A 22,913-nucleotide genomic window follows, 5' to 3' on the forward strand; every position below is an offset into this window, starting at 1 on the left:
CGGATTACTGGGCGTTCTCGGCCGCCAGTTCTTCCAGGTCGATGTAACGGTTGCCGATGCGTGGGTGCAGGCGGCCGCCATCGGCGCAACCCAGTACCACGACGATTTCATCGGCGCGCGGCGCGTCTTCGATCTGCATTTCCAGGGTGATGTAGTGCGAACGCAGGCCTTCGTCGTCCTTGTGCATCATCGGAATCTGGATCGAAGTGCCCGGGCCGCCGCGCTTGTTGGTGAAGCTCAGGTAGCTCTTGGCCTTGACCGCTTCGCGGTAATGGTTGCCGAAGCGCAGGGTGTGGATCACGGCAGAGGCGTGCTCGATTTCGCCATCGGCGCCAACCACCGCGGCCTTGCCGTAAGCTTCGATCTTCTCGGCGCCGCCGATGATGCCCACCAGGCGTTCAACCATCAGCGCGCCGAGGTCGGAGCAATTGGCACGGATCTCCGGCTTCAGGTCTTCGACGAAGCCGCGACCCAGCCAAGGGTTTTTCATCACCACGGCCAGCCCGACCATGGTCACGGGCTTGTCGGCAGCCTTGCCGCCTTCGATAAAGGTTTCTTCGACATAGCTGACGATCTTGCGAATTTCGAAACTCATGAGCTGCTCCGTTGTAAGGGTAAGAGTGTCTGTGCGTATGATGGTATACCATAATACTGGTTGCGCAAGTCCCCTCTATGGGTTTCTGGTCGGAAGGCGATAAAAGGGAGGGCAGGTATTGCCCGTTGCTCGGAGTACATCGCTGCAGCAGGACTGGTGCTATCGATCTTGTAGCGGTCGATGGTCGGTGAGGTGTACGACTACGGGAACTATTGGAGTGAAAACATGGATGTTCATTGCACCGGGATTTGTTGCTGCTTGGAGTCACGTCTTGGAAGGCCGTGATCGCGCTGTCGCTGTTGACCTCTTGATCTGGAAATCGGTCAACCTGCACGTAAGATTCTGGACTGTGAGGACGAGCTGCTATTGAATTCGATGCTCGACGATTTAGGTGACGTTCAAATCCGAAGGCAAGTGCAGTTGTGGCTCAGCTACCGAAGCTTTGTACCGGCGACCGTCGCATCGACGATGCTGGTCAGTAGCGAGAAAGCCCCCCTTGGGCGCAACCGATCGCCTGCCGTACCTGCACCGATACGGACAGAAAAACCTCACAAATCTCACGTGTCTGACATCCAGCGTGAACGAGCTGAAATGTCGGCCACGTTTGAGGTTTCGAGTAACTTGCCGCTGCTGGTTTTCGCCAGGCTGGCAGGTAAATCTCGCGATCAGATCAATCGCGATATCAAGGCTCGACGCTTACTGCTTCTGAGCCAGGGGAATCGCGGTCAGCGCATTCCCTATTGGCAGCTTGATCCATGGCGGCACAAGTTCGATGACACCAAGTTCAAAGCTGGCCTCGTAGCCGCAAAAATCGTCAGTTGGCTATAGGTAGGCTCCAATAGCGTGGCGTGGATTCACTCCTTTTTTGCTCTTGATACACCCTGAAAACAAGTCCAGAATCAAGTCCATTCCTGCAGCAGGAATAAAAGAAAACCCTTAGATTTCAATGGGTAGGACGCTAGATGCGAGTCTCGTTTCCCGCTCCAAATACAGAAAAACGCCACTCATTGAGTGGCGTTTTTTTTGCGCGGTATTTTGTTGTCAGCATTGAAAAAAGAGGCTTTTGCCTCTTTTTTTCGTTCCAGTGATTTCTACTGAGAACCACCCCCAGCCACGCTTTTTTGTACATTAAAACGTACGTCGAAATCCGGTCCCAGGGCATGCCGGTTTTCAGATAGATGACGCATTGCTGGAACCCGTACATCTCTCCTCAATCGATCGAGACGAGGAGATGTACATATGCCTTTGACTGAAAATGCGAAAGGGGATTAATCCTCGAACCGCTCGAAGAGAGGATCGTCTCACTGCCTTGGCTGCTGGCGAGAATTCTCTTACAGCAGTCTTTCTGGCCTGGCGAACCTTCAAGGTGGTTACATTGAGGCTCGGCCCAGTTTGATGTAGAGCTTGGGGGTGATGAAAGCACTAATCTAATGCTGAGGATTTTCAATGAGTTGCGGGTTTTTTGACCTGATCTCGGACTCAAAATTATCGATAGCGCTTAGTGCTAGAGTCTTTTGCTCAGATAGATTTTTTCTCGTTACGCGCATCACTCGATTTCTTCTTGCCTTTAGATAATCCAATTGGCCCGCTGGATTATCACTCAATGAAAGTGGAAGCATGGTTAAGGTGTCACTGAGTTCCTGCTTTGAGAGCTGTCCTTTCTTCGCGAAAATCAATAAGCGTTCCATATGGTGGTCAGAAAATAGCCCCAGCGCTATAAGTGAGTCTTCTAAATTTCCGCCATCTAGCACTCTTAAGTGCTCAACTAAATACTGAGCGCTCCAATCATTTCCTTGTTCAACCAAATGCATCAATTGGTTGAGGTTGCTGTTCGACTGCTCGATAACCGACCAGCATTCAGTTTCGCTAGCTTCTGATAATGCAATAAGAGTACGCTTTTCTGGAGTGGTTAAAAACATCATGACTGCCTCTCGGCAATGGGGTGAACTATCACTCCCCGAAGCTGGCATGCCTAAGCTTGTAAGTGTGAGTAGCGTAAACAAAAATTCAAGTGTCGACTTTTTTATGATCATGGCGCACCACCTTTCAATAGATCAATGAAGTATCTTTCCTGGAGAATTACCCCCGTACGCAGGGTGTTCTCATTCGTCGTCAAACAAGTCATTCGATGGACTAACAGATGCTGTAATTCTTTCAGTTCCATCAGGGCTGATAATGTTGTTGGTTCTATCCATGGTGTTTATTGTGTCACCAAGGCGATCGGTGGAATGCGGAGTTCCGGGGCTAATCGGGTGCATTAGCTGCCATTGCAACTGATTGTCGCTTGGGGGCGTATATTTGACAACTGCCGCCCTCACCGTAAAGCAATGTGGGGAGTCGGGCTTGACCTTGTTTGATGTGGCCTAAATTATCGATCTTCCCCCCAGCATGGGGAAAGATGTTTTAGCTTTTCGAGCGGAGATTTGTTTACATGTCTCGATCTTTCGTCACATGCCATACAAAACATTGCGCTAGATTGGTAGGAATACCTTTGGCGTTTTTCTGAAGCCATGAACTAATAGCTTGCTCCTCATCAGGCTTCGCTCCGCCACTCCATAGAGTTATAAAGTGATGGTTGATTGGGTTGTCTGAATAAAATAAAAATGCAGGGTCAGTCTCATCTGAGGCTGCATACAAAATCGTCCAGCTAAGGCTTTTAAAAGATTGTAAAATCTCTACGTTGTCGACATTTAATTGATGTCCCACCTCTATGCGTAGCTTCGGTATTTCAGATAAGTTTAAACGTCGGTCAATACCATCACAGGGTGATTTGGCCCATGCAGTCAATGGCGGCAATAGGCACGAAATTGCAATCATGAAGATCTTAATGTTTGGAATGCTCATCGGTTAATTTCCTTTGTAACGATACAAAGTCGGCGCGCCGTACCAGGAGCTTTTGGCGGGACCAAAAACTGGCCCTCCTGTGTGTGAGGCGCTCCATACATCTCTATTTGAGGAAGCTACTAGAGAATTGGCCACTTGTCATTCGTCCAATATCAATATCTGCTTGTTTGTAGATCAATGAAATGGATCCTGAACAATCTGCCCCAGTCTTCGTAGCGCCGCCCCAGACATATGGGGCGTTGGAACTTGACCAGTCTTGGGCTGCTAGCTCCACAGCTGCCTGCTGCACTGGGGCAAGTTCTAAACCAAATGGATCAATGAAATTTGTCGGGTTTCCCGATACATAGACAAATATATTTATCCCTCCCGCAAGACCAATCGGATCTCCCGAGATAAAACGCCCAAAACCTGGTTGGCAATACCGTGCCCGATAGTAATAGAGACCCGTGCCATCATTTTTTCGATCGGTGTACTGCTGCTGTTAACACTGGCGGAGCCGCTGCTACTGGTCTGGCCATAAGGGTCATAGGTGTATTGCGCGGTGAGCGCGCCAGTGCTGTCGGCAAGTGCTTGGGGTTGAACCCAGCGCATCAACCAAGTGGCTGTAGGTGCTGCCACTGGCCTCGGTGCGGTTGAATACTTCATCCAAGCCGCCCGTGAGGAGATTTGGCCTGTACCGTGGGGGTTACATTACCTTATCTTTCCAGAAGATTCTTCAGTGATGCATGACTGTCAATATATTTGATATCTGCAATTCTCCATCCTTTCGGAGAATCAATCATTACATACGAAAGCTTGATTTTTTCATGATTTGATGGATAAACAAATTGCACGTCAACGCGCCTTGGATTGATGCTCTTTATGCTTAATTCTGATGCGGAAGCATCTTGTGAGGCAAATATTGGATTAAACTCTAACTTGCAAGTCTCGCCGGGATTTTTTGCAATACAGTCTGCCTCCTTTAAAATGAGGTGCACAAGTTTGTCATCAAAATACTTCTCGAGTTCTTCCTTCGATTGCATTAGAAGAGGGTCTCCAATGCTCTTCTTGGCATCATCTGGAGATGAGAATAGCGCCTCCCAACCATAATTCTTATATAGTTGATATACAATGTCTGTCGATTCGGCATCTTGTGGGTAGGCAGGTTGTGCAAATAGAAGCGGCACTCCAACGATATGCAGGAATACCAGGTTTCGCAAGTAGACTAATGTTATAGATTTTATATTATTGATTTGGTGCTCGATATATTTGATATGTCGAGTTTTCATGTTAGATGCCTGGTGAGAAATGATTTTTGTTGAAGTTCGACACCCATTGATCACTAATGAATATTTCAATATATCCAGACGGATTTCCGCCAGGATTTGGTTGAAATACTACGGTATCACCTGCTTGAGGAGTGTAATTTTCTGAAGGAATAGGCGTAAACCCATTGTTTGTCAACGTCAGCCCATAATTTCTCGCATCGCTAGGGTGCCCAGTAATATCTGCATCTCCAGCTTCGAGACCTCGCCGAACATACTTCGTGCATTGATGCTGAGAACTTGTATGTGCGTGATAATTCATCCATTGGCTATAAGCGAGGATATCGAAAAGACCTAATGGATCAATTCCACTCAACGGATTCCAACGAACATATGCATAGATATTAAGCCCTCCAGCCAAGCCAATCGGATCTCCTGAGATAAACCGTCCAAAGCTAGGAGAGTCATACCGTGCCCGATAATAATAGACCCCCGTGCCATCATTTTCCCGCCCGGTATACTGCTGGCTGTTAGCACTGGTGGAGCCGCTGCTGCTGGTCTTGCCGTAGGGGTCATAGGTGTATTGCGTGGTGAGCGCTCCGCTGCTGTCGGTGAGAACCTGAGTTGAACCCAGTGCATCAACCAAGTAGCTGTAGGTGTTGCCGCCTCGGTGCGGCTGAAGATTTCATCGAGACCGCCCGTGAGGAGATTGGCTCGCACCGTCGGGGGGACGGCACCGGTCAGCTCTTGCACCAGGTTGAGGCCATCGAAAACATACCCGGTGGTCTGTCTGGCAATCGTCTTCTGGCTGCGTCTGTTGGCCGCCTCATAAATGAAGCTCCCGGACGTGGTGCCTTTGAGTGTGCTCAGGCGCTGGCGCGAATCCCAAGTGTAGGTATTGCTGCCGTCACTGGTCATATTGCCGTTGGCGTCATACAGCAAGGATGCAGCTGACATAGGCGTAGAACCTATCCCCAAATTTTATCGTCGCATCCGTGCAGATTCCATCAGGGCATTTTCAGCACTCTGTCGAATAACCCTGCAAAGTTTTTCCACCGGTGCATTATTAATGCATGTGTTGGAATTTAATATGATTCTATTTAGGTCGTCATCTGAGACAGTCGCATCGATATGTCGTATCGCCCAATTTTGAAAGTCAGGGTGTGTTTTTGCAAGTGCAACAAATGTATCGAACTGATCCCATTCTTGGGCGAAGAGGTTCGCCACTGCTTCAGAATAGCCCTCGCCAAGCTCACCATCATCACAAGAAGCGAAGACTCTCTGATGCTTGAAAAGGGAGGGCCAATCTCCGCGCGCATCAACTAAAAAAGACCCTGCTTGGCTATTCATTTCGGGAGGGCAGTTTCCGTGTGCCGAAACCTGAGAGAGTGACACACATCCCAATCCAAGTCCGAACAACAAGACTAAGAAGGTCAGGGAGCGAGTGCATAAAAATCTGATGAGCATCATGATTATCACCCTGTCGACCACACTACTGTTGGGTACCAAACTGAGGAGTATTGACGTTATTGATGATAGCAGTCATGGATGTTGCTGGGGCAGGTGTTATGAGATTACGCACGAATCCCATAGCAGCGTCTGTCGTTCGGATGCCTACCAGCGTCGGATGGTTTTGTGCACCGCTATTCGCTCTTCCTGAATGGAGTCCCATTCCTGTTCGCCCCGGAACGTTGAAGATGATAATCCTATGCAAACCATATGGGCCATTGGTACCACTCTCTGGATGCGGATTGGGGCCGTTGCCATGATACTCAGAGTAATGACAAAATCTCATTGTTTATTTTAGTGAGAAAAGACCCCACCAAATTAGGCAGGTCCCCAGGATGGGGAATATTAGAATTAGCCAGTGTTTGGTAAGCCCATAATATATGCCGATACCCAGAATGCCATAAAGCGCAATATTTGCCAGTACGGATAATAAATACGGTTCATCGCCACTTGCTGCTAGCATAAAAAAGGAACTTGGCCATAAGGCTAAAGTTATTTTTTGTAATATTATTTTTGCACTATTGCTAAGAAGAAGCATGTTGTTATCTAGGCGCCATATGATATGGAGAATGATAGGAGTAAATGCTCCTGCAGTTGCAGACCAAATCAGAAGACGTGAGAGTTTCATTTTGCCTCCGGGGTGTAATTTTCTTTTAAGTTTTCCATCAGTCGTCTTGGCCATATTGTATATATAGAGTTTATTCCTCCGGCGCTAAATGTGTCATGCACTGTGGTTGAGCAGTTTGGTCCTGTAATTCGGTAGTTTCCGGGGTTTTTTTTAATTTGATCGGTGGCCTCTTGAACTTTGCGGTCTTGCTCAGGCGCTGGCGCGAATCCCAGGTGTAAGTGTTGAGGTTGATCAGTTGACCGGCGTTATCGTAACCGTAACTGACGGTCACCCCGTTGGGCAGGGTCAAGGTGGCACGACGGTTGTCCGCGTCATAGGTGAACGCCGCGCTCTGGCTGCCGTTACTGAGATTGGTCAGGCGACTGCCAGCGTCGTAGGTGTAATTCACAGCGGGCTGGCCCGTCACCGTCATACTGGTGCGGCGATCAGCGGCATCGTAGGTGTAGGAAACGGTGCCTAGGGAAGTAGTCTCGCTAAGCAGGTGATCCAGATTGTCATAGCTGCGGGTGATCGTGCCGCCTTGAGTATCAACAATCTGCGTCAGACGGTTACCACCATCGAAGGTGTAGCCCACGGTGGCATCCGGTGCTGTCAACGAGGGACCACTGCCAATCAAGGTCTGTCCGAAGGCTGATTGCGTGCGGCGATTCAAGGCGTCATAGGTGTAGGTGGCGATGACGCCATTGCGGGCGGTCCACTGTGTCACATTACCCAAGCCGTCGAGACCATAGCTTTGCGTAGCGTTCAATGGGTCGGTGTAAGTTATACGACGATCGCGAGCATCATAGGTGTACGCATGCTCTCCGTTCTTGGCGTCAGTGACGCTCAGGAGATTACTGTTCGTGTCGTAAGCAAAACCGGTCACGCTTCTTGGCGGGTCTGTGATCCTGGTTTTGCGATCCAACACGTCGTACTCCATCAGGGTGCGGCGTCCCACGGTGTCAGTCATTGCCATGACGCGTCCCACGTTGTCGGTGACGTAGCTGGTGGTTCGCCCCAATGGGTCACTAACGCTGGCGAGGTCTCCAAGAGAATAGTTGAGAGCGGTATTCGCTCCGATGGGATCAGTGATCTGCGTCACCCGCCCTTGGCTATCTGATGTGAATTTCACGGTATTGCCCAAGGGGGCGGTAATCTGTGTCAGACGCCCCAAACTGTCGTAGCTGTAGTTGGTAGTATGGCTCAGACCATCGGTGTGACTGGTCAGTTGGTTGAAGGTGGGGTCAGCTGTCAGTCACGGCCTGCGATGTCGTGTGTATAGCCGGTTATTCGTCCCACGGCATCGGAGACAGAAGGAGCGGTAGGGGAGATCCCTGAAGTGGGATCTATCGCACAAAAATGCAAAAGCGACGCAGAAACGAAAAAGCCTGCAACGTCCTGGCCGGCGTCATCGTCGAAGGCGAATGGCATGCCGATCGTGTTTAGTAAGGCTCATCACAGAGTGCACCTTAATAATGAAGGAAAAATAAGAATACTTCTTACAAAATTATCGAAAAAGCCTCTATAGGAATAAATAATTAATTCATAAAAAAATGCACTTCCCCTAACCTTTAAGCATCAATTGCGGAGGTGCATTTATGTTGATTTTCATTAAGTCGATGATCATTGGGCTTTGTATTGCAGCCCCTGTGGGACCCATTGGGTTGTTGTGCATACAGAGGAGCCTTGCGCTTGGATGGAGAGCAGGTTTCGCGACAGGGTTAGGGGCGGCCACAGCCGATTCGATCTATGGATTTGTCGGTGCGCTGGGAATCACAGTCATCATAGCGACACTCATTAGCTTTAAGCCATGGTTGTGTATTTTGGGGGGGATGTTCCTCGCGTACATTGGTTATCAAACAATAAAATCGAAAGCGAGCTCAACAGCCCTGGCGGGTGAACGAGCCAACCTGTTAAAAGCCTACTTGAGTACACTGTTTTTGACACTGTCGAACCCAATGACCATCCTGTCGTTTATTGCGATATTTGCTGCCATGAGCGACGGCATGGCTAATGATCAAAGCGGTCAGCACTCAGTGCTGCCTATGGTGACAGGTATATTTCTAGGCTCGGCTGTCTGGTGGCTGGGATTGAGCGGATTCTCCTCCATATTCAAGACCAGAATCTCCCAATCAAAGCTCAGGTTGATCAACTATTTTTCCGGGTCAACCATCACCATTCTGGGTGCCTACCAAGTAGCCACTGGCGTTATGCTCGCCACAGCAGCTTAATAGGGAAATGAGGCAAGGCTTATTTCTTATTGGCTGATGAGTAAGCCTTGGCATCAATCCCCTACGGTTTGACGGGAGGATGCTTTACTGAATTCTGGATTCAATGTACGCCCTGAGGCTACCTATCGCTTGTTTGATTTCTGATTCTGTCGCATTGCTAAACGACAATCTGACCTGAGTGACAGCCTGATTCGTCAGCGAAAACAAGGAAGTGGGAAATACAATAACCTTGAAGTTCCTGGCGCACTCGCACATTTCAAAATATTCAAAGGTGAAGGGCAACTGTACATTGATGAAAAAACCTCCCTCTGGATGGTTCCAGGTGACACTTCTTTCAGAACCAGCCTTGACCGGGAATTCACGTTCAAGGCATTCAATCATATGGTTTCTTTTTTGCCTGTAAGACAACACTCTTGGTTGATTAAGCTGTTTTAAAGAGTAATTGTTCTCTATCAGCAAACCTCCGACAATTGCCTGGCACAGGGCAGGTGTATTGACGGTGATCAAGCTTTTGGCTTTACATAACCTGGCGCTAAAGGAAATCACCCCAGCGTTCTCCGGGGCGACTACATAGCCCATACGCAATCCCGGAAAAATTGACTTTGCAAAAGAACCAAGAAGGAATACTCGACTACTGTCGATCGACTTCATCAAGGGGATTTTATCTCCCTCGTACCTGAAGTAGCTGTAGGCATTATCCTCCAGGATAAAAAAATTCATTTCATTGGCCAAGGAGAGCATGGCCTTTCTGTTTTCATAGGAAAGGCTGTTAGCAGTAGGGTTACTAAAATCTGAAATCGCGTACAGCGCTTTTACCTTTTCCCCCCTGGACTCAAGATCTTCAGCTACCTTGCGCAGGGCAGATGGATCGAGGAAGGTGTCCTCGGGAACGGGTACAATTTTTATTCTTAATAATTTCGCAATCCCCGTTATTCCGGAAAACACAGGGTCAGGCACTAATAAAATACCACCTCCTTCAAAAATTGATAGCAGTGTCAAGGTAGCAGCTTCCTGAAACCCCATACACACGACAATACTTTCAGGGTTGAAAATCTTTATGCCTTCATCCACCTGCAAGTGTTCGGCTATTATGCCGTTGATAATTCCGGTGGTTTTTCCATATTGGCAAAGTAGTGTCGCAAGCGAGTGTTCCGGATTGACGGCGTATCGTGCATAGCTGGCCAGCCCTTTATCAATAAGGGACAGGTCGCATTGCTCGTCGTCAGGTCGACCGGAAGCCAGAGAGATTGCCTCTGGATTTTCACTGGAAATGGAATTTAGAAGATGGATAACGTTCAGAGTAGGGTCTTCGAATATCGTTTTTTCGAGTACGCTGGGCAATCTCGCTTCTCCATAAAAAGCAACGAGCCGTTGAAGGCTCGTTGCTCATGATTAACATCTGTTACGCAGGTTTAAGTGCACTTTTTTGATTGGCCATATTTTCCATGGCCACAAATGCCTGAAGCAGATCCTCTTTAAGATCCTCAAGGGCCTCTAAACCAAAACACAATCGTACCAACCCCTTTTCAATCCCCATATCCGCTTTTTCCTGCTCAGTCATCGAGGCATGGCTTCCGCTAAAGGGTTGCGCAACCATTGACGTGACACAGGCCATTCCCGTACCCGTTCCAAACCATTTGAGGGAGCTGGTGAAGGTTTTGTAAAAGGGGACCAGATCGGGCCGAATATCAACAAACACAATGCCACCGTAGCCGGTCAATTGTTTACCATCGACTCGTGGATAATATACATGCTCAATGAAGGGCAGTTCCCGTAGATAGTTGAGCATGCTGGAGGTTGTGTTGCTGTGTTTCTCCATGCGCAGGTTAAATGTCTGCATGCTTCTGCGGAGCAGCCATGCGCTATTAGGCGCTAATATTGAGCCTGAGTAAAAGCGGCCTTCGAGGAGGCGCGTATAAATCATTTCATTGTTGACGAGTACCAGGCCGCCCATGACATCGCTATGCCCGGAGAAATACTTCGTTGCGCTGTACAGAGAAATATCCGCGCCGAAGTTCAGAGGCTTTTGAAATATCGGAGTGGCCCACGTGTTGTCAACGACCACCAGAGCGTGTGGGTTGTTTTGCTTAACCGCCTTGCTGACCGCATGAATATCAATGTCTTTCAGAAAGGGATTGGTCGGTGTTTCGAAAATGACCATGTCCACGTCCGACGGCAACTCTTTCAATCCACTTTCCGTGGTGAGATCCAGAATCGTCAGTTTCGCACCGATACGTGCCGCATATCGCTGAAACAGCTTATAAGAACAGCCATAGATATATTTGTTGATCACCAGCGACCCACCAGGTTTCAGCAGCTCCAGCACCATGTAGATGGCACTCATTCCGGTGCTGTAGGCCAAGGCGTATTCGCTTCCTTCCAGTGCAGCGACAACCTGTTCCAGCTCAGTCACATTGGGATTGGCTTTTCTCGAGTAGAAGAACGCCGAGTCAGCGCTAAAAGCGCTGCACTGATAAATAGGCGTCACGGATGGGTGGGCCTCTCGGTCATCGACCCTGATGTGGAGTATTTCAGTAGACACGCTCATGATTTGCTCACCAGTTTGATAACCTGCTCATACATGTTCTGCTTGCCTTCATACCCAATGGTCGGCGTGATGTCGTTTTGCGAAATACCAATCTCTTCAATCGACTCGGTTGGGAAGTGAGCCCTGTCGAATACTTCATGAAGATTTGAGTTCACCCCCTTGGGAAGCCAGACTTCAGGGCCTGATTCATCAATTCGTGCCTTGGCAATAATAAATCGATAGCTTTCATACGGCCGCAATGTCAGTGATTTCCAATCACTGTTGAGCCCGTCGGTATAGTTGCGCCGCAGGTAGACGGTCTGTTCAAAGTCTTCAGTATTCAGCACTTGGGCGTGCAGCGATACGATATCCCCATGCCACTCGAACTTTCGCTTCTCGTAAGAGGTCAATGCAGCCTCTCGCAGTTCAACAGGCATGTTCGCTTTGTGTTCGCCCAGTAACTTGAAGTGTGCGTCGTGCCCACAACGGGTGCAGCAACCGTTGCTATCCAATCCGATCAGTTCAGCATTCAAACCGTAGCGGGTAACGAGTAGAGCGTTACAATTATTGCAGTTGGTATTGGTGCCCTCGACATCATTTACGTTACCCAGATAAACATGCTCAACCCCCATGCTCCGGGCAATGTCCCGGGCCTTCAGGAGTCTATCCACGGGCGTCCTGATGCTATTACTCATTTTATAATCAGGGTGAAACCTTACAAAGTGGAGCGGTACATTCGGGCCCAGTTCATCCAGCACCCACTGGCTGATTTTCCTGGCGGTATCCTCATCGTCACTGATATCGGTAACCATCAAGGTGCTGACTTCAACATATTTACCAGCATCGTATACTTTCTTGATGCCAGCCAGAACGGGCTCTACCCAGCCTGTTGTGACTTTTCGATAGTATTCGGGGGAGATGGATTTTAGCGAAATCGAGAATATGTCGATGACGGGCAATAGTTCATCAATGGCTTCTTCACTGATAAAAAAAGCTGATTTATATAAATTGATTAAGCCCGCTTCCTTTGCCAGTTTTGCCGTATCGAGGATGAATTCATGCCAGACAACAGGGTCGTTATACGTCCAGGAGATAACGCGTATACCATGCTTTAAGGCGGTTTCTACAACCTGTTCAGGCGTATAGTAGTAAACATCTTTGTCTGTCACATACTTGGCCTGAGAGGTCTTCCAATTGTGGCAGTAGCCGCAGTTAAGCATGCAGCCGATATTGCCTAGGGAAAGGATTCGCTCTCCGGGAGCAAAGTGGAATACCGCCTCGGTTTCGATGGTCTCTTCGGTGCTGTGAACGCCTTTGCCATAATTCAATGTAACTAACCGGCCGCCTCTGTTTCCGCGCACCTTGCAAAAACCTACTTTACCCTCCTGAATGACACAGTTTCGGGGAGAAAGATGACACTTTACAACGCCGTTCGGGAGTATTTCTTCCAACTTTGCAGGCGTGCTTTCCAAGGTCCAGTTTTTATTTTTTGTAGTGTCCATCTCTCACTCCTCATTTTACGGAAGTTGCTGTCAATATCATCGGTTTAAATAGTCGAGGCGAAACAATCCCGCCGCCACAGTGGCAGCAATCCCCTAGTAGTTATTGATAGGCGGAAGAAACGCTGGTCAATCCATAATTCTTAAGTGAAAAACGCCTGGCGTTTATATTCATGAAAGGCTGTATAAGAGGGCCTATGACCAACAAGAATGCAATGGTTCCCATACCGAAGGGCCCGCCTAGAAGCCATCCGGTTGAAAAGATGCCAATTTCAATTATCATTTTGGCTTTGGTGAATGACCACGCCCATTTGGACACCATGGTAAGCACCACAAGGTCCATGATTCTGATACCAATACCGCTCATGATAATCAGTGCAGACGAATAAGCACACAGCACCAGACCCATCGCCAATATCGTGTACTCATTCACTCTGACAATCAAATACTCTCCAAGCCCCAGCACGGACCAGAGGTCAATCAACAGACCTGTAAGTGTGGTTGTAACAAATGGGCTTATCGGAGGATATTTCTTGTTCCAGAGCATCCACCACAGCAGAAAGAATAGAGAAACGATACCCGAACAAACGCCCATTCCGAGCATGAGTATTTTATTTATCGAGATGATCAGGACATCTAATGGGTCAGTCCCCAGTTGACTGACTATGAAAAACTTGGCCCCCACCGAGAAAAGGGCGACGCCAGCCAAATACATAAAAATCTGATCCATCTTGAAATCACGAAAACTTAGGACTTGCGTTCCAATATAATTCGCGAATGATGGATAGGATTTTTTTTCACACTTTATTTTTTCATCTTCCATACGAACACCATCCCTGGAGGAGAATATTTTATTATGCAGTGCGTAACGCTAAGGATTCAGAGCTATTGATTACCCGGGTTCTTGTTAGGCTTTACCGGGCTGCAAATAGACTAGCACTCTGCTTTATTTTGGTGCATTATTTTTTAATGAAAACCGGGTGCTTTTCATTAAAATTTATACTTTTTGCTGTGGGAGCTTACATGGACCGTATAGACATCAAAATCTTGGGGAAGGTGCAGGACTTTGGTCGCATTTCCATCACGGAGCTGTCCAAGCACGCAGGTCTTTCTATTCCCGCCACCACTGATCGGTTGCGAAAGCTCGAAGATTCTGGGGTCATCAAGGGATATAGCGCTCAGTTAGATCCAACCAAACTAGGGTTCGGCATATCTGCTGTCGTCGGCATGACCACCCTCAAGCCTGCGAAATCCAAATTGATAGCGACGCTCAACGACATACCCGAAGTCGTTGAGTGCCTGCACGTCACGGGTAACGACTCCTACCTGATCAGGATCTATGCCAGGTCAATGGCCGATATCGAAAATATCATTGCGAAGATCAACGCGTACGGTGAGACACGTACAAGCATTGTCTTGTCTGTCCCCATCGAGAGAAGAAAGCTTGTCCCTTGAGCCCGTACATAGAACAGTCAGCTGTCAGCTATTTCAAGGGTGATCATTTTGTTTGCCCGGAACGGCGCCACCAGCGATTCATCTGTCCCTGAATCGGTAATTAACGTCCACGGCTCTTTGAGGAACGGTGAACAATGTCATGCCGGTCGCAGACACTTGGGGTACTGCGGCCGATGTGCCTGCGCCCACTAACGTACTTGGCCGTTATGGATCACCCGAAGAGGACATCGCACCGGTGGTGCTGTTTCTCGCCAGCAAGGATGGGCAATTTTTGACGGGGTATAGCCTGACGCCTGACGGTGGCCAAATCATCGACAGCGCACGCTGATTTTACCGTCCAGTCTGCAACCGATTGCCCCACAGGGAACACAAGACTCGCCTTGGCATGTCTTGTGTTTTTTCAAGCGATGCTCTCCGATGCAACAGGTTCTCGCGAGGCAGCGCGTGCCGCCAGGAAGGCAAGAACTGCCGCCACGCCTAGCAGCGTGGCGCTCAACTCGAAAGTCGCTTGATAGCCGTTCGAGTCAAAGACCAGCCCGCCAACGGTTGCGCCGGATGCAATGGCCAGTTGGATGATCGCCACCATTAAGCCGCCTCCGGCTTCAGCATCCTCTGGCAATGTTCTGGCCAGCCATGTCCACCATCCCACCGGCGCCGCGGTCGCAACCAGCCCCCAGAGGCTCAACAAGACGGTGGTGGTAGTCGCAGAGCTGCCGAACGAAACGAGTGCCAGTGCGATCGCCGCCATCAATATCGGGATGACGATGAGGGTGCGATGCAGGCCATTTTTCAAGAATGCTTCAATCAGGAAGGTTCCCGCGAGGCCTGCCAGGCCGAGGACGAGCAACATCAGTGACAGCATGGAAATACTGACGTGCGTGACCGTTTCAAGGAACGGGCGCAGGTAGGTAAATAGCATGAACTGGCCCATGAAAAAGACACTGACCGCCGCCATGCCTAACGCGACCGGTGTGCTTTTCATCAGCCTGAAAACATTTCCAGTGCCTGAACCGCTTTGCGACTTCATCGCAGGAAGGCTCGCCCAAAGCCAGAGACTGGCGATTACCGCGACCGGGATGACGCACAAAAATGCGCCGCGCCATCCGATGAAGGCTCCGAGAAAACTGCCCAGAGGTGCTGCAATCACTGTCGCCAGAGCGTTGCCGCCATTGACGACTGCCATGGCGCGAGCGATCTGGTCGTCAGGCACCAGGCGTATGGCAGTTGCCGCCGACAATGACCAGAAACCACCAATTGCTACGCCGATCAGCGCGCGGCCGGCCATGAACACCCAGTAGTTCGGCGCGAACGCGACCACGGTTCCCGAAACGATCATCAGCAGGGTCAGGGACAACAGCAGTGGCTTGCGGTCGACCCGCGCCGCCACCGAAGCGGTCAGGAGGCTGGCGAATAGCGCAAACAGCCCAGAGACTGAAATGCCCTGGCCCGCTTGCCCTTCGGTGATATGCAGATCGGCGGCAATCGGTGTCAGCAGGCTGACGGGCATGAACTCCGATGCCACCAGGACGAAGGCGGCGAGCGACATGGCGAATACGGCACCCCATGATTGTTCAGGTTTTCGCGGGGCTGAGAGCGTGTGTTGGATCATTGATTGAATCCCGTAATGCGCGAAGCGTCGCGGCCCCGGGAACGAGGCCGCGCGTGAGAACGGATGCCCGGCCAGGGCACTGCTCAGTGCTACTTCAGGTTGCTTTTGAAGAACGTGGTCAACTTGGCGAATGGTATGAGGTCGACCCGGTCGTAAAGATCCACATGGCCGGCATCTGGAATGATGAGCAGTTCTTTAGGTTCTGCCGCGCGTTTGTAGGCATCCTCGCTGAACTCGAGTGAGTGTGCCCGGGCGCCAGCAATGAACAGCAGTGGGCGAGGGGAGATCGTCTCGATGTCGTTGAACGGATAGAAGTTCATGAATTTCACGTTGCTGGTCAGCGTCGGCATGGTGGTTGTCTGTGCCGATGCGCCGGCAGGGGTGACCTCACCACGCGGTGTGCGATAGAAATCGTAGAACTCGTCACCCACGGCGTTGCCGGTCAGCTTCAGTGGTGAGCCGCTGGTATAGCGGACTTCGCCACCCCAGAATTCGGCGTTGCGCTGCTGCGCCGCTTCGCGAATGATTTGCTGGCGTTGTTCGATCGTTACACTGTGCTTGAGGCCATTACGATTGGCGGCGCCCATGTCGTACATGCTGACGGTGGCGATGGCCTTCAGGCGCGGATCGATCTTGGCCGCACTGATGGCGAAGCTGCCACTGCCGCAAATACCGATGACGCCGATACGTTCACGATCGACCAATGGGCGAGAGCCGAGAAAGTCCACGGCGGCACTGAAGTCTTCGGCGTAGATATCAGGCGAAACGGCCTGGCGAGGCGTGCCCTCACTTTCACCCCAGAAGGACAAGTCCAGCGACAGTGTGATAAATCCCTGTTCGGCCATTTTTGTGGCGTAGAGGTTTGCACTCTGCTCCTTCACTGCCCCCATTGGATGACCGACAATGATCGCGGCATTCTTCGATTGAGGATTGAGGTTCTTCAGGATGAACAGATTGCCCACCACCTTCATGCCGTATTGATTCTTGAAGGTGACCTTTTCTACCGTCACTTTTTCGCTTTTGTAGAAGTTGTCCGCGCCGTTCGACAAATCGGCTCCCGTTGAAGAAAAAGAGGTAACAAGCAGCCCTAGGGCAAGCAAAATGCCTTTCACTGGATAGTCCTTTTGATGAGTGGTTATTCGCTGGCGCCTTTCGCTTAGCCAGCCAATGTGGCGTTGTCGATCACGAAGCGATACTTGACGTCGCCCTTGAGCATCCGCTCATAGGATTCGTTGATCTGATCGACCCGGACCAACTCGATGTCGGCGACGATGCCGTGCTCGGCGCAGAAATCCAGCATCTCCTGCGTCTCGGGGATACCGCCGATCATCGAGCCGGCAATCGTTCGTCGTTTCATGATCAGGTTGAACACATTGGGCGATGGATGCGGCGAGGCGGGCGCACCGACCAGGGTCAGCGCACCATCGCGCTTGAGTAGAACCAGAAAGGCATCGAGATCGTGGGGGGCTGCGACGGTGTTGAGGATGAAGTCGAAGCTCTTGGCATGCGCGGCCATCTCCTCAGCGTTGCGCGATACCACCACTTCGTCAGCGCCCAACTCCTTCGCCGCTTCGCGCTTGGATTCGGATGTAGTGAACGCCACGACGTGGGCGCCCATCGCGTGGGCCAGCTTGATGCCCATGTGGCCCAGGCCACCAATGCCGACCACGCCGATTTTCTTGCCCGGCCCGGCGTTCCAGTGACGGAGTGGGGAATAGGTGGTGATGCCCGCACACAGCAGTGGTGCGACGGCGGCCAGTTGTTCTTCGGGATGGCGGATACGCAGAACATAACGTTCATGCACCACGATGTTTTGTGAGTAGCCGCCGAGCGTCCAGCCAGGTGCGTCCGGGGTCGGGAAGTTGTAGGTGCCGACCATGCCGTCGCAATAGTTTTCCAGCCCCGTGGCACAGTCTTCACAGTGTTTGCAGCTGTCGACGATGCAACCGACACCGACCAGATCGCCGACTTTGAAATCCACAACATGCGCGCCGACCGCCGATACACGACCCACAATTTCGTGCCCCGGTACGCAGGGAAATTGCGTGCCTGCCCACTCGGCGCGCACCTGGTGCAAGTCCGAATGGCAGATGCCGCAAAAGGCAATATCGATCTGAACGTCATGGGCGGCGGGTGTACGGCGAATGATTTGCAACGGTTCAAGGGGCTTGTCGCCCGCATGAGCACCATAGGCTTGTACAAGCATGGGAGAGTCCTCAATGGCTTTGTCGGATGAACATTTTCCGGCTCTGCCCAGACTCCCTGTAGTGCATTGCGCTGGATTACTTGCCTGATTCTATGAGTCTCTGTTTTTTTGCAGGACGGTCACGAGCGGGCGAGTTAGAGTTCAGCGAAGAGGTACAAGGCGAACATGACGATCAAACACGACACTGCTGCTCAGCACCTGTCGCCACAAGAAACGCTCGTGCGGATCATTGGCGAGCAGATCCCGAAACCAGGTGACTACGGAACGCCCATTGCGGGCCTGGGCTTTTTCAGGCGCGAACATCCGTCGCCGCCCGTCGTCTGCATGGTCGAGCCAAGCATCATCCTCGTCGCCCAAGGTGAGAAACAGTTGTGGGTAGGTGGCGAGGGCTACCCGTATGACACGTCGCGATTTCTGATCACCTCATTGGACTTGCCCGCCAATTCTGAGGTGCTGGCGGCAAGCCCGGAGCAGCCATGCCTGGGGCTGACTTTGAAGCTCGATCTGCGCATGCTGGCTGAGCTGATAGTGCAGGGTGACTTGCCGCCAACCCGTGATCGATCAGTGGTGAAAGGTGTCGGGATTGGTTCAGTAACGCCTGCCATGTTGGCGTCGTTCGAGCGCTTGCTGGCGCTACTCGATGAACCCGAAGCCATCCCTGTGCTTGCGCCCCTGATTCAGCGCGAGATTCACTATCGTCTCTTGAAGAGTGATCAGGCCGCCAGGTTGCGGCAGATTACCTCGGTCGATGGCCAGGGTTATCGCATCGCAAAAGCCATCGACTGGCTGAAGTTGAATTACGCCTCGGCGCTTCGCGTCGAAGAACTTGCGGCGCGAGTGCAGATGAGCACACCCACCTTTCATCACCACTTCCGCCAGCTCACCTCGATGAGCCCGTTGCAGTACCAGAAGTGGTTGCGATTGAACGAGGCGAGGCGATTGATGCTCAACGAGCATCAGGAAGTATCAAGCGCAGCCTACCAGGTCGGCTATGAAAGCCCATCGCAGTTCAGCCGCGAATACAGCCGTCTGTTTGGCGTACCCCCCAAGCGGGATATTGCGATGTTGCGAGGGCAGGGGGTAGCAACATAAATACACCCTGTCAGGCAGGCGCCATCAGGATGGCTCTCAGCTGGCAGCTAAGGCTATACAAGGCCGACAAACGACAGAATAACCAGGACAATCACAACTGCCCCGACGATGTAGATAATATTGTTCATGAAAACCACCTCTCTATCCCAACAGGATTGCGACACCATGGTGCCTAATACAGATGACACCTTCGTTCGCAGTTCCGTTCCCCGAACCAGTCTCGGCGGCCGCACTCACCACTGAAGGACTATCAGATAATGTTCTCCAATAAATCAGTCGTGTGTCGCGCAGCAGCAACTCTTCGAGGCAGCCACTGTCGACCGGCTCAAGTGATGAAGTTTGTGGGCGCTCGGAAAAGTCGTTCAAAATGGCCGATTCGTGACTAGATATCTTATCGGTCACAAGTTGTCAGTCGGCGATTGGGTGAGTAAGCTGTTCCCATGAATCAGCCATCAATATCTTCAGCTTCGCCCAGCCCCCGTGGCCCAGCCGATCACGACATTCGAGACCAGATTGTTGCGGCGGCCAACGAACACTTCAGTCAGTACGGCTACGGCAAAACCACGGTTTCCGACCTGGCTAGGGCCATTGGGTTTTCCAAGGCCTACATCTACAAATTTTTTGATTCCAAGCAGGCGATCGGTGAAGCCATCTGCGCAAATTGTCTGGCAGAAATCGTCGCGGCTGTGAAGCAGGCGATCAATGTAGAAGACCTGTCGCCGACGGAACGCTTTCGACGATTGGTCAAAACTGTGGTCGCCACAGGCGTGAATCTGTTCTTTAACGACCGAAAACTCTATGACATTGCAGCATTTGCGGCGTCGGAAAGCTGGCCCAGTACGCAGGCTTATGACGCACAGATCAAACGCTTCGTGTTGCAAATCGTGCGGGAGGGGCGAGAGATCGGCGAATTTGAACGCAAGACTCCCCTGGACGAAACAGTAGAAGCGATACATCTGGCTTTGCGGCCTTTCGTCAATCCTTTACTCCTGCAGTACAACCTCGATTATGTCGAGGAGGCGCCCACGCTCACCGCCAACCTCATTTTGCGTAGCCTCATGCCTTGACCTTCGGCTAACGGTTTTACGTCATGCCTGTGTAAGCGACACATCACCAAAACGGCTTTTCACTTTGCCCTTCTTCCAGTCGTCGAAGGGTATTTCATTTATTCGCATTGTGACCGTTGACTGAATTGGTCACATGAATAAATATGGTGAGCCGTTACTTCTACTGCTTCATCTCAGTGATCCCATAGAGTTCAAACAATGAAAAAAATGTTGCTCAAGAGCCCATTTGGCCTCGCTGTCGTGCTCGCATCTTCAAATGTGTTTGCAAGCGGTTTCGCTCTCAATGAACAAAGCGTCAGTGGGATGGGGTCCGGGTTTGCCGGGCGCTCCTCATCCGCTGAAGATGCGAGCACGGTCTTCGGTAATCCGGCGGGTATGTCTCGATTGAAAAGAGAGCAGGTCAGCGTGGGCGCGGCGACTCTATTCGCGAAGACCGACATAAGCCAAACCCGCAGTACATTCGGAGGTCAGGAAGACGGCGACATGGTGCCAACCACCACAGTGCCTATGGGTTACTACGTCAAACCCATCGATGAGCATTGGGCGTTCGGTGTAGGTTTTTATGTACCTTTCGGTCTGATGACTGACTATGGCAGCGGTTTTGCCGGGCGTTACTACGCCAACAAAAGTGAGGTCACGACCCTTACGTTCCAGCCCACCATCAGCTATGCCTTCAACGACAAAGTTTCGATCGGGTTCGGTCCGACCATCAACCGCATCACCGGTGAGCTGTCCGGGATGGTGCCCAATCCACTTAGCCCAGGTCGCAATGACGGAAAACTCAAAAGCACGGGCGATGACACGGCCCTCGGTTTCAACGCCGGTATCCTGGTGCAGGCTACAGACCAAACTCGCTTGGGCATGACTTACCATTCCAAGGTCAGTTACCACTTGGACGCCAAGACCAAGGTCACCGACGGCATCTTTAGCGTGTTGGGGGTCAGCGGCCGGAGTTATGACGCTTCGCTGGATGTGGATACCCCAGAGTCAGTGGATTTCTCGGTGACTCATCAGCTCAATAATGACTGGACTCTATATTTGGGGAGTACCTGGACACGCTGGAGTCGCTTTAAAGAATTAACCATCGAGAACACGGGTTTACCCCCTTTGTTGAGCGGCTCGCTGGGCACGATTACCGAAGAACAGAACTGGCATGATACGTGGGCTCACGCTATCGGCACGGCGTACAAATTGAACAGCCAATGGGTACTTCGCGCAGGCTTCTCGGTCGACCAGTCTCCCACCAACAACACCAACCGTGGACCGCGCATTCCTACGGGTGACCGGAAGGTTATCAGCTTCGGTGCTGGCTGGACTCCGGCGGACAATGTCACGATCGATGTTGCTTATTCCTACCTATGGGAGGAGAGCGTGCAGATCAACGACGCCTCTGCGAATAGAGGTGCATACAGTGCCAAATTCAAGAACAGTGCGAACGGGCTCGGTACGTCTGTGAGTTACCGCTTCTAATTGAGTGCTGTTACACGATGAATGTCCTGTCGGGAGCACGCGTTGCCTCCCGACCTTTAGGAACACATCTCGGGCCTTTCCCCTGAGGTAAAAGGCCTCTTTGTCGCCCCCTCAGACTCCCATCACCTGCGCCATAAGGCCCTGATGAAACCGACGAGGCGTGGCCCAAGTCAAGACAGTAATGGCCTTGTTGCCAAAACCCGGCACCACGCTCATGCGTCCGGCTTGCAGCGCACGGATTCCTGCACGTACGACGGGTTGGGGCTGCATCATCACCCTTTTCAAGACCGGCGTGATCTTTTGCTTGGCGCTTTCTGCAAATCCGGTATCCGACATTCCTGGGCACAGTGCGGTAACGACGACGCCGTCATTTTTCAGTTCGCGATGAAGCGCATCAGAGAAGCGAAGAACATAGGCTTTCGCGGCAGAGTAAACGGCGAAATTCTTCACGCCCTGGAAGGACAGCAAGCTGGCGACCATCAGGATGTGCCCACGTTTGCGGGCTCGCATGTCGGCCGCGAAAAGGCGTGTCAGGGCTGTCAGGCTGGCGATATCCAAATCAATCATGGTCAGGGACTCATCCAGAGGTTGATCCAGGAAAGGCCCCTGCAATCCATGACCCGCATTGTTGATGAGCACATCGATCACTATATTGCGTTCGCTGAGTCGCTCATGCAGTCCGATGATCGCCGGGATCGAGGACAGGTCTACTTGTTCGACGATCACATCAACGCCGAAGCGTTCGCGCAACTGCGCCGATAGCGCTTCGAGCTTGCTCAGCCTTCTTGCTACCAGAACGAGCGATTTTCCCTGCGCTGCATATTGCCGGGCAAACTCCTCGCCAAATCCGCTTGATGCGCCGGTGATGAGTACCCAGGAATTTTCGTTCGACTTCATTTCGCTTTACTCCGGTTGGTTTCTATTGAGCAATTGGCTGCTGACCGCGTCAGTCGGTGAG

Annotated in this window: 24 protein-coding genes and 2 pseudogenes; 7 read left to right on the forward strand and 19 right to left on the reverse strand. The window is 51.3% G+C overall.

All coding sequences use genetic code 11. The annotated features are described in order from the left end of the window. Positions 1-4: 4 nt before the first annotated feature. On the reverse strand, positions 5-595 hold the full coding sequence (locus FFH90_RS12945) for an amino acid synthesis family protein (protein ID WP_018927718.1): 591 nt from the start codon (positions 593-595) through the stop codon (positions 5-7). A gap of 366 nt (positions 596-961) precedes the next feature. Between FFH90_RS12945 and FFH90_RS30650 the strand changes: the two genes are divergently transcribed. Beyond that, on the forward strand, positions 962-1,423 hold the full coding sequence (locus FFH90_RS30650; RefSeq protein ID WP_370694448.1) for a hypothetical protein: 462 nt from the start codon (positions 962-964) through the stop codon (positions 1,421-1,423). 599 nt (positions 1,424-2,022) lie between these two features. Here the strand turns inward: FFH90_RS30650 and FFH90_RS12960 are convergent. From FFH90_RS12960 to FFH90_RS30665, 10 genes and pseudogenes are all read right to left on the reverse strand, one after another. Then, on the reverse strand, positions 2,023-2,628 hold the full coding sequence (locus FFH90_RS12960; RefSeq protein ID WP_111454590.1) for a hypothetical protein: 606 nt from the start codon (positions 2,626-2,628) through the stop codon (positions 2,023-2,025). Between the two features lie 394 nt (positions 2,629-3,022). Then, positions 3,023-3,439 carry a hypothetical protein gene (locus FFH90_RS12965; protein WP_018927722.1) on the reverse strand — a complete coding sequence of 139 codons (417 nt, stop codon included), beginning with the start codon at positions 3,437-3,439 and terminating at the stop codon, positions 3,023-3,025. A gap of 103 nt (positions 3,440-3,542) precedes the next feature. Continuing rightward, a complete protein-coding gene (locus tag FFH90_RS30655; protein ID WP_218573884.1) occupies positions 3,543-3,728 on the reverse strand; it encodes an NlpC/P60 family protein in 186 nt (61 codons plus the stop codon). Positions 3,729-3,800: 72 nt separating this feature from the next. After that, positions 3,801-3,854 (reverse strand): annotated as a pseudogene (locus FFH90_RS30660) (hypothetical protein); the annotation flags it as partial. Positions 3,855-4,134: 280 nt separating this feature from the next. Then, positions 4,135-4,707, reverse strand: a complete 573-nt coding sequence (locus FFH90_RS12975; protein WP_138867295.1) for a hypothetical protein — start codon at positions 4,705-4,707, stop codon at positions 4,135-4,137. 1 nt (position 4,708) lies between these two features. Further along, the gene (locus FFH90_RS12980; RefSeq protein WP_138867296.1) at positions 4,709-5,329 is read right to left on the reverse strand and encodes an RHS repeat-associated core domain-containing protein; all 621 of its coding nucleotides are present in this window, start codon (positions 5,327-5,329) and stop codon (positions 4,709-4,711) included. Between the two features lie 335 nt (positions 5,330-5,664). After that, a complete protein-coding gene (locus FFH90_RS12985; protein WP_138867297.1) occupies positions 5,665-6,153 on the reverse strand; it encodes a hypothetical protein in 489 nt (162 codons plus the stop codon). 328 nt (positions 6,154-6,481) lie between these two features. Beyond that, on the reverse strand, positions 6,482-6,820 hold the full coding sequence (locus tag FFH90_RS12990; RefSeq protein WP_138867298.1) for a hypothetical protein: 339 nt from the start codon (positions 6,818-6,820) through the stop codon (positions 6,482-6,484). Positions 6,821-6,890: 70 nt separating this feature from the next. After that, positions 6,891-7,931: an RHS repeat protein gene (locus FFH90_RS12995; protein WP_138867299.1), complete on the reverse strand. Its 1,041-nt coding sequence runs from the start codon at positions 7,929-7,931 to the stop codon at positions 6,891-6,893. Continuing rightward, positions 7,932-8,054 (reverse strand): annotated as a pseudogene (locus FFH90_RS30665) (RHS repeat domain-containing protein); the annotation flags it as partial. A 343-nt stretch (positions 8,055-8,397) separates the two neighbouring features. Here FFH90_RS30665 and FFH90_RS13000 point away from each other — a divergent pair. Continuing rightward, on the forward strand, positions 8,398-9,030 hold the full coding sequence (locus tag FFH90_RS13000; RefSeq protein ID WP_018927726.1) for a LysE family translocator: 633 nt from the start codon (positions 8,398-8,400) through the stop codon (positions 9,028-9,030). A gap of 84 nt (positions 9,031-9,114) precedes the next feature. Here the strand turns inward: FFH90_RS13000 and FFH90_RS13005 are convergent, their stop codons facing one another. The 4 genes from FFH90_RS13005 to FFH90_RS13020 all read right to left on the reverse strand — a co-directional run bounded on the left by FFH90_RS13005 (position 9,115) and on the right by FFH90_RS13020 (position 13,879). Beyond that, a complete protein-coding gene (locus FFH90_RS13005) occupies positions 9,115-10,371 on the reverse strand; it encodes a PLP-dependent aminotransferase family protein (protein ID WP_138867300.1) in 1,257 nt (418 codons plus the stop codon). A 61-nt stretch (positions 10,372-10,432) separates the two neighbouring features. Beyond that, a complete protein-coding gene (locus FFH90_RS13010; protein ID WP_018927728.1) occupies positions 10,433-11,578 on the reverse strand; it encodes a PLP-dependent aspartate aminotransferase family protein in 1,146 nt (381 codons plus the stop codon). Further along, positions 11,575-13,059, reverse strand: a complete 1,485-nt coding sequence (amrS, locus tag FFH90_RS13015; protein ID WP_018927729.1) for an AmmeMemoRadiSam system radical SAM enzyme — start codon at positions 13,057-13,059, stop codon at positions 11,575-11,577. The genes FFH90_RS13010 and amrS overlap by 4 nt, the downstream gene beginning before the upstream one ends. Positions 13,060-13,159: 100 nt before the next feature. Further along, positions 13,160-13,879, reverse strand: a complete 720-nt coding sequence (locus tag FFH90_RS13020) for a YitT family protein (RefSeq protein WP_018927730.1) — start codon at positions 13,877-13,879, stop codon at positions 13,160-13,162. A gap of 200 nt (positions 13,880-14,079) precedes the next feature. Here FFH90_RS13020 and FFH90_RS13025 point away from each other — a divergent pair, with 200 nt between their 5' ends. Both FFH90_RS13025 and FFH90_RS13030 read left to right on the forward strand, forming a co-directional pair. Beyond that, positions 14,080-14,511, forward strand: a complete 432-nt coding sequence (locus FFH90_RS13025; protein ID WP_019578517.1) for an Lrp/AsnC family transcriptional regulator — start codon at positions 14,080-14,082, stop codon at positions 14,509-14,511. A gap of 139 nt (positions 14,512-14,650) precedes the next feature. Continuing rightward, the gene (locus FFH90_RS13030; protein ID WP_081791079.1) at positions 14,651-14,839 is read left to right on the forward strand and encodes a short-chain dehydrogenase/reductase; all 189 of its coding nucleotides are present in this window, start codon (positions 14,651-14,653) and stop codon (positions 14,837-14,839) included. A gap of 72 nt (positions 14,840-14,911) precedes the next feature. On the opposite strand, the gene FFH90_RS13035 is transcribed toward FFH90_RS13030, so the two are convergent. The 3 genes from FFH90_RS13035 to FFH90_RS13045 all read right to left on the reverse strand — a co-directional run bounded on the left by FFH90_RS13035 (position 14,912) and on the right by FFH90_RS13045 (position 18,326). Further along, the gene (locus FFH90_RS13035) at positions 14,912-16,120 is read right to left on the reverse strand and encodes an MFS transporter (protein ID WP_168206162.1); all 1,209 of its coding nucleotides are present in this window, start codon (positions 16,118-16,120) and stop codon (positions 14,912-14,914) included. Between the two features lie 89 nt (positions 16,121-16,209). After that, positions 16,210-17,232 carry an alpha/beta hydrolase gene (locus FFH90_RS13040; protein WP_086945756.1) on the reverse strand — a complete coding sequence of 341 codons (1,023 nt, stop codon included), beginning with the start codon at positions 17,230-17,232 and terminating at the stop codon, positions 16,210-16,212. Positions 17,233-17,276: 44 nt separating this feature from the next. Further along, the gene (locus FFH90_RS13045; protein ID WP_018927735.1) at positions 17,277-18,326 is read right to left on the reverse strand and encodes an NAD(P)-dependent alcohol dehydrogenase; all 1,050 of its coding nucleotides are present in this window, start codon (positions 18,324-18,326) and stop codon (positions 17,277-17,279) included. A gap of 165 nt (positions 18,327-18,491) precedes the next feature. On the opposite strand from FFH90_RS13045, the gene FFH90_RS13050 reads away from it, so the two are divergent. The 3 genes from FFH90_RS13050 (at position 18,492) to FFH90_RS13060 (ending at position 21,955) form a co-directional block, all read left to right on the forward strand. Continuing rightward, positions 18,492-19,418: an AraC family transcriptional regulator gene (locus tag FFH90_RS13050; RefSeq protein ID WP_138867301.1), complete on the forward strand. Its 927-nt coding sequence runs from the start codon at positions 18,492-18,494 to the stop codon at positions 19,416-19,418. A gap of 440 nt (positions 19,419-19,858) precedes the next feature. Then, positions 19,859-20,485, forward strand: coding sequence for a TetR/AcrR family transcriptional regulator (locus FFH90_RS13055; protein WP_138867302.1), 627 nt, complete (start codon positions 19,859-19,861; stop codon positions 20,483-20,485). A gap of 198 nt (positions 20,486-20,683) precedes the next feature. Beyond that, positions 20,684-21,955 (forward strand): OmpP1/FadL family transporter, encoded by a 1,272-nt coding sequence (locus FFH90_RS13060; RefSeq protein ID WP_018927738.1) that lies wholly within the window; start codon positions 20,684-20,686, stop codon positions 21,953-21,955. 111 nt (positions 21,956-22,066) lie between these two features. On the opposite strand, the gene FFH90_RS13065 is transcribed toward FFH90_RS13060, so the two are convergent. Next, a complete protein-coding gene (locus tag FFH90_RS13065; RefSeq protein ID WP_138867303.1) occupies positions 22,067-22,852 on the reverse strand; it encodes an SDR family oxidoreductase in 786 nt (261 codons plus the stop codon). Positions 22,853-22,913: the final 61 nt, after the last annotated feature.

The organism is Pseudomonas sp. ATCC 43928 (assembly GCF_005938665.2).
Classification (GTDB): Bacteria; Pseudomonadota; Gammaproteobacteria; order Pseudomonadales; family Pseudomonadaceae; genus Aquipseudomonas.

What these genes read in the sequence shown, in the direction of transcription:
- FFH90_RS13025 (WP_019578517.1), top strand. Translation starts at nt 14,080, where the DNA reads ATGGACCGTATAGACATCAAAATCTTGGGGAAGGTGCAGGACTTTGGT.
- FFH90_RS12945 (WP_018927718.1), bottom strand. Translation starts at nt 595, where the DNA reads ATGAGTTTCGAAATTCGCAAGATCGTCAGCTATGTCGAAGAAACCTTT.
- FFH90_RS13010 (WP_018927728.1), bottom strand. Translation starts at nt 11,578, where the DNA reads ATGAGCGTGTCTACTGAAATACTCCACATCAGGGTCGATGACCGAGAG.
- FFH90_RS13055 (WP_138867302.1), top strand. Translation starts at nt 19,859, where the DNA reads ATGAATCAGCCATCAATATCTTCAGCTTCGCCCAGCCCCCGTGGCCCA.
- FFH90_RS13020 (WP_018927730.1), bottom strand. Translation starts at nt 13,879, where the DNA reads ATGGAAGATGAAAAAATAAAGTGTGAAAAAAAATCCTATCCATCATTC.
- FFH90_RS13060 (WP_018927738.1), top strand. Translation starts at nt 20,684, where the DNA reads ATGAAAAAAATGTTGCTCAAGAGCCCATTTGGCCTCGCTGTCGTGCTC.
- FFH90_RS13050 (WP_138867301.1), top strand. Translation starts at nt 18,492, where the DNA reads ATGACGATCAAACACGACACTGCTGCTCAGCACCTGTCGCCACAAGAA.
- FFH90_RS12975 (WP_138867295.1), bottom strand. Translation starts at nt 4,707, where the DNA reads ATGAAAACTCGACATATCAAATATATCGAGCACCAAATCAATAATATA.
- FFH90_RS13035 (WP_168206162.1), bottom strand. Translation starts at nt 16,120, where the DNA reads ATGATCCAACACACGCTCTCAGCCCCGCGAAAACCTGAACAATCATGG.
- FFH90_RS12985 (WP_138867297.1), bottom strand. Translation starts at nt 6,153, where the DNA reads ATGATGCTCATCAGATTTTTATGCACTCGCTCCCTGACCTTCTTAGTC.
- FFH90_RS13065 (WP_138867303.1), bottom strand. Translation starts at nt 22,852, where the DNA reads ATGAAGTCGAACGAAAATTCCTGGGTACTCATCACCGGCGCATCAAGC.
- FFH90_RS13045 (WP_018927735.1), bottom strand. Translation starts at nt 18,326, where the DNA reads ATGCTTGTACAAGCCTATGGTGCTCATGCGGGCGACAAGCCCCTTGAA.
- amrS (WP_018927729.1), bottom strand. Translation starts at nt 13,059, where the DNA reads ATGGACACTACAAAAAATAAAAACTGGACCTTGGAAAGCACGCCTGCA.
- FFH90_RS13030 (WP_081791079.1), top strand. Translation starts at nt 14,651, where the DNA reads ATGCCGGTCGCAGACACTTGGGGTACTGCGGCCGATGTGCCTGCGCCC.
- FFH90_RS13000 (WP_018927726.1), top strand. Translation starts at nt 8,398, where the DNA reads ATGTTGATTTTCATTAAGTCGATGATCATTGGGCTTTGTATTGCAGCC.
- FFH90_RS12990 (WP_138867298.1), bottom strand. Translation starts at nt 6,820, where the DNA reads ATGAAACTCTCACGTCTTCTGATTTGGTCTGCAACTGCAGGAGCATTT.
- FFH90_RS12960 (WP_111454590.1), bottom strand. Translation starts at nt 2,628, where the DNA reads ATGATCATAAAAAAGTCGACACTTGAATTTTTGTTTACGCTACTCACA.
- FFH90_RS12965 (WP_018927722.1), bottom strand. Translation starts at nt 3,439, where the DNA reads ATGAGCATTCCAAACATTAAGATCTTCATGATTGCAATTTCGTGCCTA.